This window comes from Streptomyces sp. TM32 (genome assembly GCF_004122755.1).
Lineage (GTDB): Bacteria > Actinomycetota > Actinomycetes > Streptomycetales > Streptomycetaceae > Streptomyces > Streptomyces sioyaensis.
This window is the reverse complement of sequence record NZ_SDIG01000077.1, coordinates 14,069-29,219: the sequence shown is the minus strand read 5'-3', so window position 1 is coordinate 29,219 and position 15,151 is coordinate 14,069. Positions and strand designations below refer to the sequence as shown.

Sequence of the window (15,151 nt, the reverse complement as noted above, 5' to 3'; positions counted from 1 at the left end):
TCGGACGTGTCGTCACATCCAACCGGCACGAGAGCCATGAGCACCAACCCGGCGAACCTATGCGGTCACGGCACTAGCAGCGGTCCGCCGCCGCCCGTACCCATCGCACGGCCTCCGCCAGCTCGTCGGCGGGGGCCACTTTTGCGTCAGATTCGGCCGGTTCGTCGGCCGCGCGGGCCGCCGCGGCCCGCAGCGCCTCGACGAGATCGTGTCCGGCCACCGCCAGCTGGTCGCCGGCCGCGAACATCCCGGCGTCCGGCATCTCGCGCGGGGGCCGTCCCGGCTGCTCGATCAGCTGTGCACGGGTCGCCAACTGCCGTGCCAGTGCGAGTCCTTCGGCCGCGGCGCCGCGGCCGAGCACGCTCTGCGGCAGCGACCTGAGGCGGTCGGCGAGGGCGTCCACGGCGGTCTGCAAGGGGGTCACGTCAAGCACGTCGTGAGCCTATGCGCCACTCCCGGGTGGTTGCCAACGCCCGAACGCTCAGGCACGGTGGGCTGAAGTACCAGCATCGACCGCGTCCGGAGGCGCCGATGTCTCAGCTCTTCTCCGAAGAGACCCACCGGAACATGCTCTCCCGTATCCCGCACTGCACCGGCCGGGAAATCTCCGACTGGCTCCGCACCGTTGACGAAGGCCCCGCTCTCTTCCGCTTCGACGAAAAGGTCAGCTGGCTCCGCGGCGAGCACAATCTCGCCTACGGACACGCAAAAGCAATCGTTCATGAACACGATCTCAGGCGTGCTGCGCGGAAGTTCTGACCGCCGATGACGGGCTTATGGCCCCTCCGGCCCAGAACACGCGACATCCCTCATGCCAAGGGCCCGCAGGCAACAGCCTGCGGGCCCTTCGGTGTGCGCCCCGGGCGCCGGACGGGTCAGTCGCCCCGGAGGATCGAGATCAGCCGGAGCATCTCCACGTAGATCCACACCAGCGTCATCGTCAGACCGAACGCCGCCAGCCAGGACTCCTCGCGGGGCGCGCCGTAGGTGACGCCGTCCTCGACCTGCTTGAAGTCCAGCGCCAGGAACAGCGCGCCGAGGACCACGCCCACGATGCCGAAGAGGATGCCCAGGCCGCCGCTGCGGAAGCCGAGGCCGTCACCGCCGCCGAACACCATGAACAGCAGGTTGACCGCCGACAGCAGGAAGAAGCCCATGGCGGCGATCAGTACGAAGCGGGTGAAGCGGGCGGTGACCCGCACGATCCGCGTCTTGTAGGCGACCAGCATGGCGACGAACACCGCCAGCGTGCCCAGCACCGCCTGCATGGGGGCGCCGTTCATCTTCGGCAGGTCGTTGATGAAGCCGCTGAGCGCGCCGAGGAAGAGCCCCTCCAGCGCCGCGTACGACAGGATCAGCGCGGGCGAGGGCTTGCGCTTGAAGGACTGGACGACCGCCAGCACCATCGCGACCAGGCCGGCGCCGAACGCGAAGCCGAGGCTCCCGGTCAGGAAGAGCCAGCCGACGGTGGCGCCGGCGACGACCGTGCCGAGCGTCATGGCGGTCCGCGCGACGACGTCGTCCATCGTCATCGGGCGGGTCTGTGGCGTGTACTGCGGCGGTGCGTGGGTGACGTGCTGCTGGCCCTGGGCGTACGGGTTCGTCGCGTCGGCCGCGTAGGGGTTGCCGCCCTGCGCGTACGGGTTCGCGCCGGCGTACGGCGGTGCGGCGGGGCCCCCGGCCTGCGGCGGTGCGTTGAAGCCCGCGTAGCCGGTGTCGCGGCTGAACCCCCGTCGCGAGAAGACCGGGTTGCTGCTCCTCATCTCACTCCTCCATGGCCGCCCTGCGCGGCCTTGACGGCAAGCGTAATGGCTTGGCAAAGGCGCGTCGCTCGTTCTTGAGCAGGATCTTCCCTGATCGCGGGACGGCGCATCCACCATGAGGAGGACGTCCGGGAGGCCGGAGACGTGCCCGCGGCAGGGTCCGGAGCGGTCACGCCGCCGGTCCGCGGTCCTGCTGACACAGCGTCACGCCACTCTGTCCGGCATTCCCGAATTTTTCGATCCCTTACCGCCTTCTTGCCGCGCTCTTGTCCTCGTCTGTTGTCCTCGTCCGTTGTCCACGGGTGATGCCGCCGTACTCGAACTGGGATTTTCCTTCTGCTCCGCGCGGGGCTCCTTCCCGCCGCCTTCCGAACGGAATCCGATAAATGTCTGATCGCAACGGACGTCACATGGCACGGCAGGCAACCGATTCGCGGGAGGGGCCGTCTTCCCTCCCGTCCGGAGTTTGCCCTGATGGGTGGATCCGCAGGGCTGACACATGGTCAGGATCCGAACCCCGGAGTACCCCTTCCCGATGCCCCCGCGGCTCACCGTCCGTAGTGCCATGGGCGCGATCGGTTGCAATCCGAGGGTACAGACAGGGCTATTCTGGCGGGAAACAGCAGCGAGAGAGGGTTGAGATGCCTGTGCCTGACGTCTCAGTAGTCGTCATCGTCTACAACGACGCCGACCGGTTGCCGACCGCGATCCAGTCCGTACTGGATCAAACGCTCCGGGACGTCGAGGTGGTGATCGTCGACGACTGCAGCACGGACGGTTCTTTCGAAGTGGCACAGCGGTTCGCAGCCGCGCACCCCGGGCGGGTCAGGGCCTTCCAGCTGCCGGAGAACAGTGGCGCGGTGGGCGAGCCGCGGAACGTCGGCATCGAGCACACCCAGGGCCGGTACGTCATGTTCCTGGACAGCGATGACGTCCTGGAACTCAATGCGTGCCGCAATATGTTGGAGGCCGCCGAGAAAACCGGGTCGGACATCGTTTCCGGCTTGTGCGTCCGGCTGCACAAGGACACCCGCAATCAGAAGCGCGACGAGTGGTATGCCTGGCTGTACTCCACGACCCGCACGGTGGAGTCCGTCACGGAATTTCCGGACCTGTTTGTCTGGGACACCCTGTCCACCAATAAGTGCTATCGCCGCGAGTTCCTTATCGAGAACAATCTCCGTTTCCCCAAGGGGATTTTCTACGAGGACCTGATCTTTATCGCCGGGGCATATCTCTCGGCGCGCCGCATCACCCTGATCCCCAATCAGGTCTATTTCTGGCACGTATACCAGCGGGCCGCCGTGAAGTCGGTCTCGAACCGCCGCCACGAAATGACCAACTATGCGCACCGGCTGGAGATCCACCGGCGCATCGACGCATTGCTGGCGGAGCGCGGGCTGGACGATATGAAGCTCGCCAAGGACGTGAAATTCCTCAAGCACGACCTGGTGCTGTACCTGCGGGACCTGCCCTTCCGCGACGACGCCTATCGCCAGGAGTTCGCCGAGCTTTCCCGGGAATACCTCGCGAGCATCGCCCCCGAGGCGTACGAGCGGGTCCAGCCGATACAGGCCATCTGCGCCTACCTGCTCCAGCAGGGCGACTGGGACAACCTGATCCCGGCGGTCGACACCCTGATCAACCGTGCCAAGGTCTCTTCCCCGCTCACCGAGCACGACGGCCGCATCTACTGGTGCGACGGCCATTTCGATGACGCGTTCGGGCGCGAGGTGCTGGACGTGACGGACGTCGGCTACCACGAGAAGCCGGTCAACCAGCTGTTCCTGCGCAATCAGCTCACCCGCTTCCGCTCCTCCGGCCGGTCCGTCGCCCTGACCGGGCGGATCACCAACCCGCTCGGCGTCATCCCGCCGGACGCCACACTGAAGGGCCGGCTGGAGTTCAGCGCCCGCCGGCGCAGCCTGCAGTCCTTCCACTTCCCCGTGCGGGTGCTGCGCCACGACGGCGACACCGTCCACTGGGAGGCCGCCGCGGACCTCACCGCGAAGCTGCGCCCGCTGGGCATCGTCGACACCATCTGGGACGTACGGCTGCGCCTGGACGTGGACGGGGTGCCCACCACCACCCGGCTCACCGTCGCCGACACCGAGCTGTCCGGCGGGCTGCCGGTGCGGCCGCGGCTGACGCGGATGGTCGCCGATCACATCGAGCCGCATGTCTCGGCCAAGGGGCATCTGGCATTCCGCCTGGTCAGCGAGGGACGTAACGCCGAGCGGGTCCAGGAGCTGATCACCCGCGGGGTGCAGGGCAGGCCGGGGACGCTGGCCAAGACCGGGTTCCGCAAGGCGAAGGCGCTGCGGCAGAAGGTCGTCTCCGGCGACAACAAGCTCCGCGCCTACCACGAGGTGTTCAGCCGGCTGCCGGTCAAAAAGCGCACCGTGGTCTTCGAGAGCCACCTCGGCAAGCAGTACAGCGACAGCCCGCGCGCCCTCTACGAGGAGATGCGCCGGCAGGGCCTGGACTTCGAGGCGATCTGGTCGTACGCCGGGTCCCCGGAGGGCTTCCCGAAGGACGCCACCCTGGTCAAGCGCTGGTCCCTGCCCTACCTCAAGGCACTGGCGCAGGCCGAGTTCTGGGTCGACAACCAGAGCTACCCGCTCAAGCTCACCAAGCGCCCGGAGACCACCTACCTGCAGACCTGGCACGGCTCGGCGCTGAAGAACATGGGCTTCGACATGCCGTCGCTGAAGGCGCAGACCCGGGAGCAGCAGGCCGAGCAGCAGCGTTCGCTGGACCGCTTCGACCGCTTCCTGATCCGCTCCGAACACGATGTGCACACCCTGGCCAAGGCCTTCCGGCTCAAGGAGAAGACGCTGCTGCGGGTGGGCTACCCGCGCAATGACGCACTGGTCCGCGCCCGGCAGCGGGAAACGGAGCTGGGGCGGCGTGAACGCGGGCCGCTGGCCGCGGAGTTGGGCATTCCCGAGGACCGCACCGTACTGCTTTACGCGCCGACGTTCCGCAAGGCGGGCGGCCGGCACGGGCGCTTCGAATTGCCCTTTGACGTCGAGCGTTTCGCCGAGCAGTTCGGCGACCGCTATGTCCTCCTGGTGCGCTCGCACTACCTCAATCACGTGGTGCTGCCGCCGACCGTCGCGGGCCGGGTCATCGATGTCTCGGCGCGCCATGACGTGACCCCCCTGCTGGAGCTGGCCGACGGGCTGATCACGGACTATTCGTCGGTGATGTTCGACTACGCGCTGCTCGACCGGCCGCTGGTGTTCTTCACCTACGACTATGACGAGTACGTGCACGAGGGCCGCGGCACCTACTTCGATCTGCTGGAGCATGCGCCGGGCCCGGTGGTCCGCACCGAGGACGATTTCCACAAGGCCATCAAGTCGCTCGAGTCGCAGGCTCAGGACTATGCGAAGAGCCGCCAGGAATTCCTCGCCAAGTTCGGCGAATACGACCGGGGCGACGCCGCCAAGAGCATCGTCGATCAGTTTTTTGCGCAGTGGAGCCGTTGATGACCAAGTCGAACGCAGCCGAACCGCGGGACATCTTCTTCGTCTCCAACAGCGTCAATGAGATGGGCGGCGTCACCAGCTGGTCCCACCAGATGGCGCGCCTGTTCAGCGAGCGGGGCCACCGGGTGCACATCGTCGGTGTGGTGCCGCCCCCCGAGGGCCGGGTCCATGAGCTCGCCCCCGACGTGCCGTTCAAGACGACCACGCTGTACACGGAGCACCCGCCCTCCGTCCGGCCCGTGCGCGGACTCAAGGACAGGCTCAACCTCGTCGAGCAGCGCCGCCGGGCCGCCCGCGAGGCCGGTATGCAGGAGCAGGCCGCCAAGCTGAGCGCGCTGTTCCGGGCGGCGAAGCCGGGCGGGGTGGTGATCGTCACCCAGGTGTGGGCGATGGAGTGGGTCGCGCTGGCCGACACCGCGGGGCTGACGGTGATCGGAATGAGCCATGAATCGTTCGACACCTGCCGCAAGTCGTCCCGCTTCGCTCGGGTCAAGCGGTTTTACGAGGATGTCGACCGGATGCTGACGCTCACCCGCGAGGACGCCGACCGCTGGATCCGGCAGCGGATGGACAACGTCGGCTTCATGCCGAACCCGCTGCCCTTCTTCCCCGAGGTCCCCTCGGACCGCTCCCACAAGTGCGTGGTCAGCATCGGCCGGCTCCACGAGGAGAAGGGCGTGGACCTGCTGCTGGAGGCCTGGGCGCGGGTCGCGCCGCAGCACCCCGACTGGACGCTGCGGATCTACGGCTCCGGCGAGGAGGAAGAGGCCCTGCGCAAGCAGGCCGCGGAGCTGGGTATCGCGGACACGGTCGACTGGATGGGCCGGACCGGCGATGTTCCCGGGGCGCTGCGGGAGAGCGCGGTGTTCGCGCTCAGCTCGCGCGGCGAGGGCTTCCCGCTGGCCCCCATGGAGGCGATGGCGACCGCCGTCCCGTGTGTGGCGTTCGATGTGGCGCCGGGCGTCCACGAGATCATTTCGGACGGCGTGGACGGGCTGCTGGCGCCTCCGGGCAATATCACCGAATTCGCCCGCCACCTGGACACCCTGATGTCCGACAAGGACCTCCGGGACACGATGGGCGAGACGGCGCGGACGAACATCCAGCGGTTCTCCACGGAGGAGATCGTCCCCCGCTGGGAGAGCCTGTTCGCGCTCCTGGAGCGCTGAGCCGGTCCACTTCGGGTGTGAGAGAGGTCACTTCCTGCTGCGAGTGACCCCTCTCACGCCACGGCCACAACGGTGCTCCGGAGCCCCGGATTCCGCGCTATCACGGGGCGGAGCCGTGCGGGACCACCGCGTCCGGCCCGGTCAGTGGCGCTGTCACGTCTCGCTCCGAGCATTGGCCGGAATTCATCAGACCCCTAGCGTGTGCGCATGGATCTGACGCAGACCACGCACCGGCCCAGTGCGCCCTGGCGCCCGTCCGCAGGATTGGCGTTCCTCCAGGAGGCGACCCGCACCCAACGCCTCACCGGCGCCATCGCCCCCAGCAGTCGGCGGCTGGCCACCCGGCTCGCGGTCCCCCTCCGGCAGCGGAAGCCCAGCCGCCCTGCCGCGATCTTGGAGGTCGGCGCCGGCACCGGCACGGTCACCCGTGCCCTGGCCCGGCTCGTCGGACCCGCGGACCAGCTGGACGTGGTCGAAGTCAACCCCAGTTTCGTCCGAATACTCACCGATGCCATGGAGACGGACCCGGATCTGGCCGGGGCCGCTCCGCAGATCCGGATCGTGCCCGAGTCGATCACGGACATGCACCTCGCCCCGCACAGCTACGACGTCATCGTCTCCTGCCTCCCCTTCGCGAACTTCGAACCGGACGTGGTCGAGTCGATCTTCGAGCGGTACCTCTCCGCGCTCACTCCGGGCGGGCATCTGACCTACTTCCGCTATCTCGGCACGCAGGTCGCCCGCACCGTCTTCAGCAGCCGTACGGAGATCACCCGCCATCGGGCGGTCACCGCCGTCATGGAGGACTTCGAGCACCGCTACGGGGTCCACCGTGCGACGGTGTGGGGCAACCTCCCTCCCGCGCAGGTCCAGACCCTGCGGGCACCCGCCCCGCGGACGGTCCCGCCCGCCCCGGCGGCCACCGCCTGACCCCACCCGGTCACCGGACTCCCGGCTCCCGGCTCAGGGGCTCCCTGAGACCCCTCCGGGGCGCCCGCGGCATGGCCGCGCGCCCCTGTACGCATTCCGCGCGCCGGGAATTCCGGAAGCGGACCGGAATGGCTGTCGGCGCTCTCCTGAAGTGCCCTCGCCCGGAAGCCGACAAAGTGCAGGCGCACGTACCAAACACGTGCGCCACAGAAGGCTGAACGGCATCACGGGATGGCATCACACGGCATTTGCCTTTGCCGTCCGTCACCTGCCGCGGCCCGTACTGCCGAAAGGGCGCAAAACCCGCGGCAGTCGGAATTAGCAGAAACCCTCGTGCGGGCCGCCGAGCGGGCATGGGCCCCGCCGGCCGCGCGCCGGCCACCGCGTCCACCGGGACCCTCTCGACGCCGGCCGCCCGGCGCCCGTCCGGCATGCCCTCGTACGGGCCGGCCCCACCCGACGCGGGACGGCAGCGCAGCCCCCACGCGGACGGCCCCCGGCGGCCCCGACGTGTCGTCAACTCCGGGGACAGCGCTGCCGGGAGAAGCTCTGACCGTCCCTCAGGAGAGCGCCCGTGCCGGCGCGGAAGGGCGCTGCGGACGACGACGCCGGCCACGGCCGGCAGGGCGCCCGGGGAATCGTGGCGCCCCGGTCACAGCCGTACAGGGCGTCCGGTGTTCACGTCCCCCGAAAGCGCGACCTCGCTTGCCGTTGCCCCGGATACCGGGCCGCTTCCCCTGGTCGAAGAGGGAGGACACACAGCAATTTGCGATTCAGTTGATGCTTCACCCAAAATCGCCTTTTGGGTGGTGCCCGGAGCCGGACTTGAACCGGCACGGCCCGTAGGCCAGCGAGGTTTAAGCTCGCCGTGTCTGCATTCCACCATCCGGGCCTGGGATCCCCCATGCCGCCTCAAAGAGGGCAGCACGAGCGTAGCCCGCAGCGCACCGCAGAGTTCGGCCGCTCTTCCCGAGGTTGTCTTATTTTATTGGCAACTGAGGGTGCATCAGCGCCGGGTACAGGCCTTCGGCACATGCCTGAAGCCCGGCTGGGCGGGGAAGCCCCCGGGCGCAATTTCATGCCTGAATTGACGGAAACTCGACGCCCCCTCGACGCCCCGTCACCGCGGCCGGCCCGCCGCTCGCGCTGCTGCGGGTGCAGCAGCCGCATCGGGGCCCCTCTCCTCCCCAGGGATGACCGTGTGGTCCGCGGCTACGCCCCAGGGGTGGTCCAGGACGGTCACAACGGTTGACGTCCCCGGGCCGATGACTGATTCACGATGGAAATGTCCGTCTCCGCATCGCGGCCCGCGCCCGCGCGGCCGCCCGAACCAGGCCCTTCCACCTGACAGGAGCTCCTTCCCGTGACCCCGACCCACTCCGGCGTAACCACCGCCCAGCGCGCCACCGCAGTGGCTGCCCGCGCCACGGACCTCAGCAAGGTGTACGGACAGGGCGAGACCCAGGTGGTCGCCCTGGACGCGGTCTCCGTCGACTTCCACCAGGCCCAGTTCACCGCGATCATGGGCCCCTCCGGGTCCGGCAAGTCGACGCTGATGCACTGCATGGCCGGGCTGGACTCGATATCCGGCGGCTCCGCGCGCATCGGCGACACCGAACTGACCGGGCTGAAGGACAAGAAGCTCACCCAGCTCAGGCGCGACAAGATCGGCTTCATCTTCCAGGCGTTCAATCTGCTGCCGACCCTGAACGCCCTGGAGAACATCACCCTGCCCATGGACATCGCGGGCCGTAAGCCGGACCGCGCCTGGCTGGACCGGGTCGTGGAGACCGTCGGCCTGTCGGGCCGCCTCAAGCACCGCCCCAGCCAGCTCTCCGGCGGGCAGCAGCAGCGGGTCGCGGTCGCCCGCGCGCTCGCCTCCCGGCCCGAGATCATCTTCGCCGACGAGCCCACCGGCAACCTCGACTCGCGCTCCGGCGCCGAGGTCCTCGGCTTTCTGCGCAACTCGGTGCGGGAATTGGGCCAGACCGTGGTGATGGTGACCCACGACCCGGTCGCCGCCTCGTACGCGAACCGCGTCGTCTTCCTCGCCGACGGCCGGATCGTCGACGACATGCCCGATCCGACCGCCGACCTGGTGCTGGAGCGGATGAAGGGCTTCGACGCCAAGCGCCGCACGAGCTGATCAGCAGCCGTCACCCGACTTCCGGACCTCTTCTCCAGGACTGACCCTCATGTTCCGTACAGCCTTGCGCAACGTGCTTGCGCACAAGGCCCGGCTGCTGATGACCGTCCTCGCCGTGATGCTCGGCGTGGCATTCGTCTCCGGCACCCTGGTCTTCACCTCGACCATCTCCGACGCGTACCAGGCCAGCTCGCAAAAGGGTTACGACAACGTCGACGTCGCCGTCCAGCCGCGGTCCTCCGACAGCCCGCCCGGCGCCCCCGGCGCGGACCCGAGGCCGAAGCTCGACCAGAAGCTGCTCGACAAGGCCGCCCAGGTGCCCGGCGCCGCGTCCGCCACCGGCACCGTCTCCGGCTTCACCGCCATCGCCGACAAGAAGGGCGAGCTGCTCGGCAACGGCTTCTCGACCACGGGCGGCAACTACTTCGCCGGCAAGGACGGCAAGGACGCCCGCTACCCGATGCGCAGCGGCGCCGCTCCCAAGGGGCCGCACGAGTTCGCGCTGGACGCCCACACCGCGGACAAGGCCGGCTACAAGGTCGGGGACACCGTCCGGCTCTCCGTCGACGGACCGGTCCGCGAGCAGAAGCTGACCGGCATCTTCACCACCGACGACGGGACGGTCGCGGCCGGCGGCAGCCTCGCGCTGTTCGACACCCCGACCGCCCAGAAGCTCTTCGCCATGCCGGGCGGCTTCAGCGAGATCGACGTCAAGGCCGCGCCGGGCACCTCGCAGAACGCCCTGAAGTCCGAGATCGACAAGGTCCTGCCCAAGGGCGCCGCCGAGGCCACCACCGGCAAGCAGCTCGCCGACGACCAGGCCGAGATGATCGCCAAGAAGATGGACGGCATGAAGACCGGCCTGCTCGTCTTCGCCGGTATCGCGCTCTTCGTCGGCGTGTTCATCATCGCCAACACCTTCACCATGCTGGTCGCCCAGCGCACCAAGGAGCTGGCGCTGCTGCGCGCGGTCGGCGCCAGCCGCCGCCAGGTCACCCGCTCGGTGCTGATCGAGGCGACCGTCGTCGGCGCGATCGCCGCGGTCACCGGCATGGCCGCCGGTATCGGGATCGGCGCCGGACTGCGGGCGTTGATGAACAGCACCGGTGCGACCGTCCCCGACGGCCCCCTGGTGGTCTCGCCGTCCACCGTCCTGATCTCCCTCGTCGTCGGCATCGTCATCACCGTCCTGGCCGCCTGGCTGCCGGGCCGCCGCGCTGCCAAGATCCCGCCGGTCGCCGCGATGAACAGCGTGCACGCCACCGCCACCACCAAGTCGCTGGTGGTGCGCAACACCATCGGCGCGCTGTTCGCGGGCGCCGGTGCCGCCGGGGTGCTGGTCGCCACCAACATGTCCGACGGCAAGGCCGTGATGGGCGGCGGCGCGTTCCTCCTGCTGATCGGTGTGTTCATCCTGACGCCGCTGCTGTCCAGGCCGCTGATCGCGCTGGCCGCACCCGTGCTGCGGGCCTTCGGGATCTCCGGCGGCCTCGCCCGGCAGAACGCGGTGCGCAATCCGCGCCGTACCGCCGCCACGGCCTCCGCGCTGATGGTCGGGCTGACGCTGATCACCGGCCTGACGGTGATCGCGGGCAGTGTGCAGAAGAGCATCGACAAGATGGCCACCGAGTCGCTCACGGCCGACTACGTCGTCTCCATGGCCAACAACCTCCCGCTCTCCCCGGACGTGGCGAAGAAGCTCGACGGCCTGGACGAGGTCACCGCGGTCAGCCCGCTGCGCATCTCCTCTTCCCGGATCGACGGCAGCACCCAGTCCCTGACCGGCGTCAACGGCAAGGACTTCGGCAAGCTCACCAAGCTCGACTTCGCCAAGGGCGGCCTCGGCGACCTGCAGGGCGGCCGGGTGGTCGTGGACGATGCCACCGCCAAGAAGCAGGGCTGGCAGCCCGGTTCCCGCTTCCCGGTGACGTTCGAGGACGGCAAGAAGGGCACGCTGAGCGTCTCGGGCGTCTACCGGGGCAACCAGATGATCCACGGCATCATCGTGGACAACGCCACCCTGGCCCCGCATCAAAAGCAGGTCACGGACCGGCAGGTGATGGTCAAAACGAAGGACGGCACCAGTGACGCCGCCAAGGAATCGCTGGTCAAGGGGCTCGGCAAGAACCCGGCGCTCGCCGTCTCCGACAAGAAGGACATCTCCGAGGCCATCTCACAGATGTTCAGCCTGATGCTGAACATGCTCTACGGGCTGCTGGCGATGGCCGTGATCGTCGCGGTGCTCGGTGTCATCAACACCCTGGCGATGTCGGTCTTCGAACGCTCGCAGGAGATCGGCATGCTGCGCGCCATCGGCCTGGACCGCCGCGGCATCAAGCGCATGGTCCGCCTGGAGTCGCTGGTGATCTCCCTCTTCGGCGGCGTGCTCGGCATCGGCCTGGGCGTCTTCTTCGGCTGGGCGGCCGGTGAGCTGATCAGCGGCTCGCTGGCGACGTACGAACTGGTGCTGCCCTGGGGGCGGATCGGCCTCTTCCTCGGGCTGGCCGCGCTCGTCGGTGTGCTCGCCGCGCTGTGGCCGGCGAGGCGGGCGGCCAGGCTCAACATGCTGGCCGCGATCAAGGCCGAGTAGCCGGTGCCGCTGTGCCGGGCCCGACCGGGCCCGGCACCGCGCGCGTCAGGCGGACCAGGTGCGCGCGCGGAGCGGCAGTCCGGAGTCGCCGGCCTCCGGCGTCCGCACGGCCAGCACCTGATTGACCCCTATGCGGTTCCGCTCGAACGACAGGGCCGAGGCCGCCATGTAGAGCCGCCAGACCCGGGCCCGCCCCGGTGACGTGAGCCGCGCCGCCTGCTCCCAGTGCTCTTCCAGATTGGCCACCCACTGCCGCAGCGTGCGCGCGTAGTGCTCCCGGATCGCCTCCACGTCCCGCACCTCGAACCCGGCCTCCTCCAGCTGGCCGACGGTCCGGCCGAGCGGCGCCAGTTCGCCGTCCGGGAAGACATAGCGGTCGATGAACTCATCGACGTGGTAGGCCTCCTCGTCCGCGACCGGCCGCCGGGCGATCTGGTGGTTGAGCAGCCGCCCGCCGGGCTTGAGCAGGGAGTACAGCGCGCCGGCGTACTCCGCGTACTGCGCCCGGCCGACGTGCTCGGCCATCCCGACCGAGGAGATCGCGTCGAACGGCTCGTCGTGGACCTCGCGGTAGTCCTGCACCCGGATCTCGATCCGGTCGGCCAGCCCGGCCTCGGCGACGCGCTTACGGGCGAAGGTGGCCTGCTCCTCGGAGAGGGTGATGCCGACCGCCCGTACGCCGTACTCGCGGACCGCGTGCAGCACCATCGAGCCCCAGCCGCAGCCCACGTCCAGCAGCCGCATGCCCTCCTGGAGGCCGAGCTTGCGGCAGATCAGGTCGAGCTTGGCGCGCTGGGCGTCCTCCAGGGTGGCGACGCCCTCGTCGGCGGTCCCCCAGTACGCGCAGGAGTAGACCATGGACGGGCCCAGCACCAGGGAGTAGAAGCCGTTGCCGACGTCGTAGTGGTGGCTGATGGCCTCCTTGTCGCGGCGCAGGGTGTGCAGCGGCCCACGGCGCCGTCTGACCTCTTCCGCGGGCGGTGCCGGCGGGACGGGGGCGCCGGCCAGCGTCAGCAGCTGCCGGGCGGCAGCGCGGATCTCCGGGCGGGCCAGGGCGCGCAGCACAGCGGCGCGCTGCGGTGCGGGGCTGCCCGGGCGCTCCCAGATGAGTCCGGCGAGCAGGTCGAGCGCGGCGTAGAGGTCGCCCTCGATGTCGAGGTCGCCGGCCACCCAGGCCCGGGCCAGGCCCAGCTCGCCCGGCCGGAACAGCATCCGGCGCAGCGCGCGGCGATGACGGATGACGAGCGTGGGTGCCCCCGGCGGGCCGGACTCGCTGCGGTCCCAGGCGCGGATGCGCACCGGCAGCGGCGCACCCAGTACCTCCTCGGCGAGCTTGGTGAGCCGTCCAGCGACGTCGGCCATGTCGCACACCTCCGTGTTGACGAGTCGGGCGAAAAAGTTTCACCCACCACGTAAACGCCAATGGGGCGCCCAATTAGTCCCGTTCGCACGTAAGAGAACCGCACCTGCCCGCCTTTCGCCAGAGCGGACACGCCAAAGGGCGCCCGCCCCACGGATGGCGGACGCCCTTCGGGCTGGTCGGAGTACCCGACCGGGGTTTCAGGAAGCCTTGGCCTTCGGCTTGTCGGCGTCGGCCGCGGCAGCCGGCGCGGGCGCCGGCTTGGCCGCCTCGTAGAACTCCTCGCGGGGGTTCTCCATGGCGCCGAGCGAGACGACCTCGCGCTTGAGGAACATGGCCAGCGTCCAGTCGGCGAAGACCCGGATCTTGCGGTTGAACGTCGGCATCGCCATGCCGTGGTACGCGCGGTGCATGTACCAGGCGAGACGGCCCTTGAGCTTGATCTTCATCTTGCCCATGACGATCATCGCGACGCCCTTGTGCAGGCCCAGACCGGCGACCGCACCCTTGTTGGCGTGGCTGTACTCCTTCTGCGGGAAGCCCCGCATGCCGGAGAGCACGTTGTCGCCGAGGACCTTGGCCTGCCGCAGCGCGTGCTGCGCGTTCGGCGGGCACCAGGCGTTCTCGTTGCCGTTCTTGCGGCCGACCAGGTCCGGGACCTGGGCGTTGTCGCCGGCGGCCCAGATGTAGTCGGTGCCCTGCACCTGGAGGGTGGCGGCGGTGTCGACGTGGCCGCGCGGGCCGAGCGGCAGACCGAAGCGGGACAGCGCCGGGTTCGGCTTGACGCCCGCGGTCCACACGATGGTGTTGGAGTCGACCTCGAGGCCGTTGTTGAGCTTCACATGGCCGTCGACGCAGGAGTCCATGCCGGTCTTGAGGTAGACCTCGACACCGCGGCTCTCCAGGTGCTCCTTGCCGTACGCACCGAGCTTGGGACCGACCTCGGGGAGGATCTTGTCGGCGACGTCGACCAGCAGGAAGCGCATGTCCTCGCGCTTCACGTTGTTGTAGTACTTGGCGGCGTCGCGGGCCATGTCCTCGACCTCGCCGACGGTCTCCGCACCCGCGAAGCCACCGCCGACGAAGACGAAGGTCAGCGCCTTGCGGCGAACCTCTTCATCGGTCGTGGAGTCGGCCTTGTCCAGCTGCTCCAGCACGTGGTTGCGCAGGCCGATGGCCTCTTCCACGCCCTTCATACCGATGCCGCTCTCGGCCAGGCCGGGGATCGGGAAGGTGCGGGAGACGGCTCCCATCGCGATGACCAGGTAGTCGAAGGGCAGCTCGTACGCCTCGCCGACCAGCGGGGCGACCGTGGCGACCTTGCGGTCCTGATCGATGGTGGTGACCCGGCCGGTGAGGACCTCCGCCTTGGGGAGCACGCGTCGTAGCGGCACCACGACGTGGCGGGGGGAGATGCTGCCGGCAGCAGCTTCGGGGAGGAAGGGCTGGTACGTCATGTACGAGCGCGGGTCGACGACCGTGACGGTCGCCTCGCCGTACCGCATCTGCTTGAGGATGCGGCGTGCCGCGTACAGGCCTACGTACCCACCGCCTACAACGAGGATCCTGGGACGCTCCGTGGTGCTCATGCAATCGAGTATCCACCCCCACATGGGGGGTCGCTCGTGAGCCCCTTCACAAGCATCCGGGGGGCGTCTGCTACACTCCGCCGGCTTCGTGATCGACGCCATAGTTCAAG

At 69.1% G+C, this 15,151-nt stretch carries 10 protein-coding genes and 1 tRNA gene; 6 read left to right on the top strand and 5 right to left on the bottom strand.

What is annotated here, in order from left to right; translation table 11 throughout:
- Positions 1-73: 73 nt before the first annotated feature.
- On the bottom strand, positions 74-433 hold the full coding sequence (locus EST92_RS18200; RefSeq protein WP_129281959.1) for a hypothetical protein: 360 nt from the start codon (positions 431-433) through the stop codon (positions 74-76).
- A 98-nt stretch (positions 434-531) separates the two neighbouring features.
- Between EST92_RS18200 and EST92_RS18195 the strand changes: the two genes are divergently transcribed.
- Positions 532-759, top strand: a complete 228-nt coding sequence (locus tag EST92_RS18195; RefSeq protein ID WP_006605171.1) for a DUF4287 domain-containing protein — start codon at positions 532-534, stop codon at positions 757-759.
- 116 nt (positions 760-875) lie between these two features.
- Here the strand turns inward: EST92_RS18195 and EST92_RS18190 are convergent, their stop codons facing one another.
- Positions 876-1,763, bottom strand: coding sequence for a Bax inhibitor-1/YccA family protein (locus EST92_RS18190; RefSeq protein ID WP_129281958.1), 888 nt, complete (start codon positions 1,761-1,763; stop codon positions 876-878).
- Between the two features lie 641 nt (positions 1,764-2,404).
- Here EST92_RS18190 and EST92_RS18185 point away from each other — a divergent pair.
- The 3 genes from EST92_RS18185 to EST92_RS18175 all read left to right on the top strand — a co-directional run bounded on the left by EST92_RS18185 (position 2,405) and on the right by EST92_RS18175 (position 7,356).
- Positions 2,405-5,257: a CDP-glycerol glycerophosphotransferase family protein gene (locus tag EST92_RS18185; protein ID WP_129281957.1), complete on the top strand. Its 2,853-nt coding sequence runs from the start codon at positions 2,405-2,407 to the stop codon at positions 5,255-5,257.
- Positions 5,257-6,426 (top strand): glycosyltransferase, encoded by a 1,170-nt coding sequence (locus tag EST92_RS18180; RefSeq protein WP_129281956.1) that lies wholly within the window; start codon positions 5,257-5,259, stop codon positions 6,424-6,426. The genes EST92_RS18185 and EST92_RS18180 overlap by 1 nt, the downstream gene beginning before the upstream one ends.
- Positions 6,427-6,633: 207 nt before the next feature.
- Positions 6,634-7,356: a methyltransferase domain-containing protein gene (locus EST92_RS18175; RefSeq protein WP_129281955.1), complete on the top strand. Its 723-nt coding sequence runs from the start codon at positions 6,634-6,636 to the stop codon at positions 7,354-7,356.
- A gap of 807 nt (positions 7,357-8,163) precedes the next feature.
- Here EST92_RS18175 and EST92_RS18170 read toward each other — a convergent pair.
- Positions 8,164-8,248: transfer RNA gene (locus tag EST92_RS18170), tRNA-Leu, on the bottom strand.
- Between the two features lie 471 nt (positions 8,249-8,719).
- Between EST92_RS18170 and EST92_RS18165 the strand changes: the two genes are divergently transcribed.
- Together EST92_RS18165 and EST92_RS18160 are read left to right on the top strand one after the other, a co-directional pair.
- Positions 8,720-9,502 (top strand): ABC transporter ATP-binding protein, encoded by a 783-nt coding sequence (locus EST92_RS18165; protein WP_006605166.1) that lies wholly within the window; start codon positions 8,720-8,722, stop codon positions 9,500-9,502.
- Between the two features lie 49 nt (positions 9,503-9,551).
- Complete coding sequence (locus EST92_RS18160) at positions 9,552-12,092, top strand: ABC transporter permease (RefSeq protein ID WP_129281954.1); 2,541 nt, start codon at positions 9,552-9,554, stop codon at positions 12,090-12,092.
- A 45-nt stretch (positions 12,093-12,137) separates the two neighbouring features.
- Here the strand turns inward: EST92_RS18160 and EST92_RS18155 are convergent, their stop codons facing one another.
- Positions 12,138-13,454, bottom strand: a complete 1,317-nt coding sequence (locus tag EST92_RS18155) for a cyclopropane-fatty-acyl-phospholipid synthase family protein (RefSeq protein ID WP_129281953.1) — start codon at positions 13,452-13,454, stop codon at positions 12,138-12,140.
- 198 nt (positions 13,455-13,652) lie between these two features.
- Positions 13,653-15,041, bottom strand: a complete 1,389-nt coding sequence (locus tag EST92_RS18150; protein ID WP_129281952.1) for an NAD(P)/FAD-dependent oxidoreductase — start codon at positions 15,039-15,041, stop codon at positions 13,653-13,655.
- Positions 15,042-15,151 lie beyond the last annotated feature (110 nt).

What these genes read in the sequence shown, in the direction of transcription:
- EST92_RS18180 (WP_129281956.1), top strand. Translation starts at nt 5,257, where the DNA reads ATGACCAAGTCGAACGCAGCCGAACCGCGGGACATCTTCTTCGTCTCC.
- EST92_RS18195 (WP_006605171.1), top strand. Translation starts at nt 532, where the DNA reads ATGTCTCAGCTCTTCTCCGAAGAGACCCACCGGAACATGCTCTCCCGT.
- EST92_RS18150 (WP_129281952.1), bottom strand. Translation starts at nt 15,041, where the DNA reads ATGAGCACCACGGAGCGTCCCAGGATCCTCGTTGTAGGCGGTGGGTAC.
- EST92_RS18175 (WP_129281955.1), top strand. Translation starts at nt 6,634, where the DNA reads ATGGATCTGACGCAGACCACGCACCGGCCCAGTGCGCCCTGGCGCCCG.
- EST92_RS18190 (WP_129281958.1), bottom strand. Translation starts at nt 1,763, where the DNA reads ATGAGGAGCAGCAACCCGGTCTTCTCGCGACGGGGGTTCAGCCGCGAC.
- EST92_RS18155 (WP_129281953.1), bottom strand. Translation starts at nt 13,454, where the DNA reads ATGGCCGACGTCGCTGGACGGCTCACCAAGCTCGCCGAGGAGGTACTG.
- EST92_RS18185 (WP_129281957.1), top strand. Translation starts at nt 2,405, where the DNA reads ATGCCTGTGCCTGACGTCTCAGTAGTCGTCATCGTCTACAACGACGCC.
- EST92_RS18160 (WP_129281954.1), top strand. Translation starts at nt 9,552, where the DNA reads ATGTTCCGTACAGCCTTGCGCAACGTGCTTGCGCACAAGGCCCGGCTG.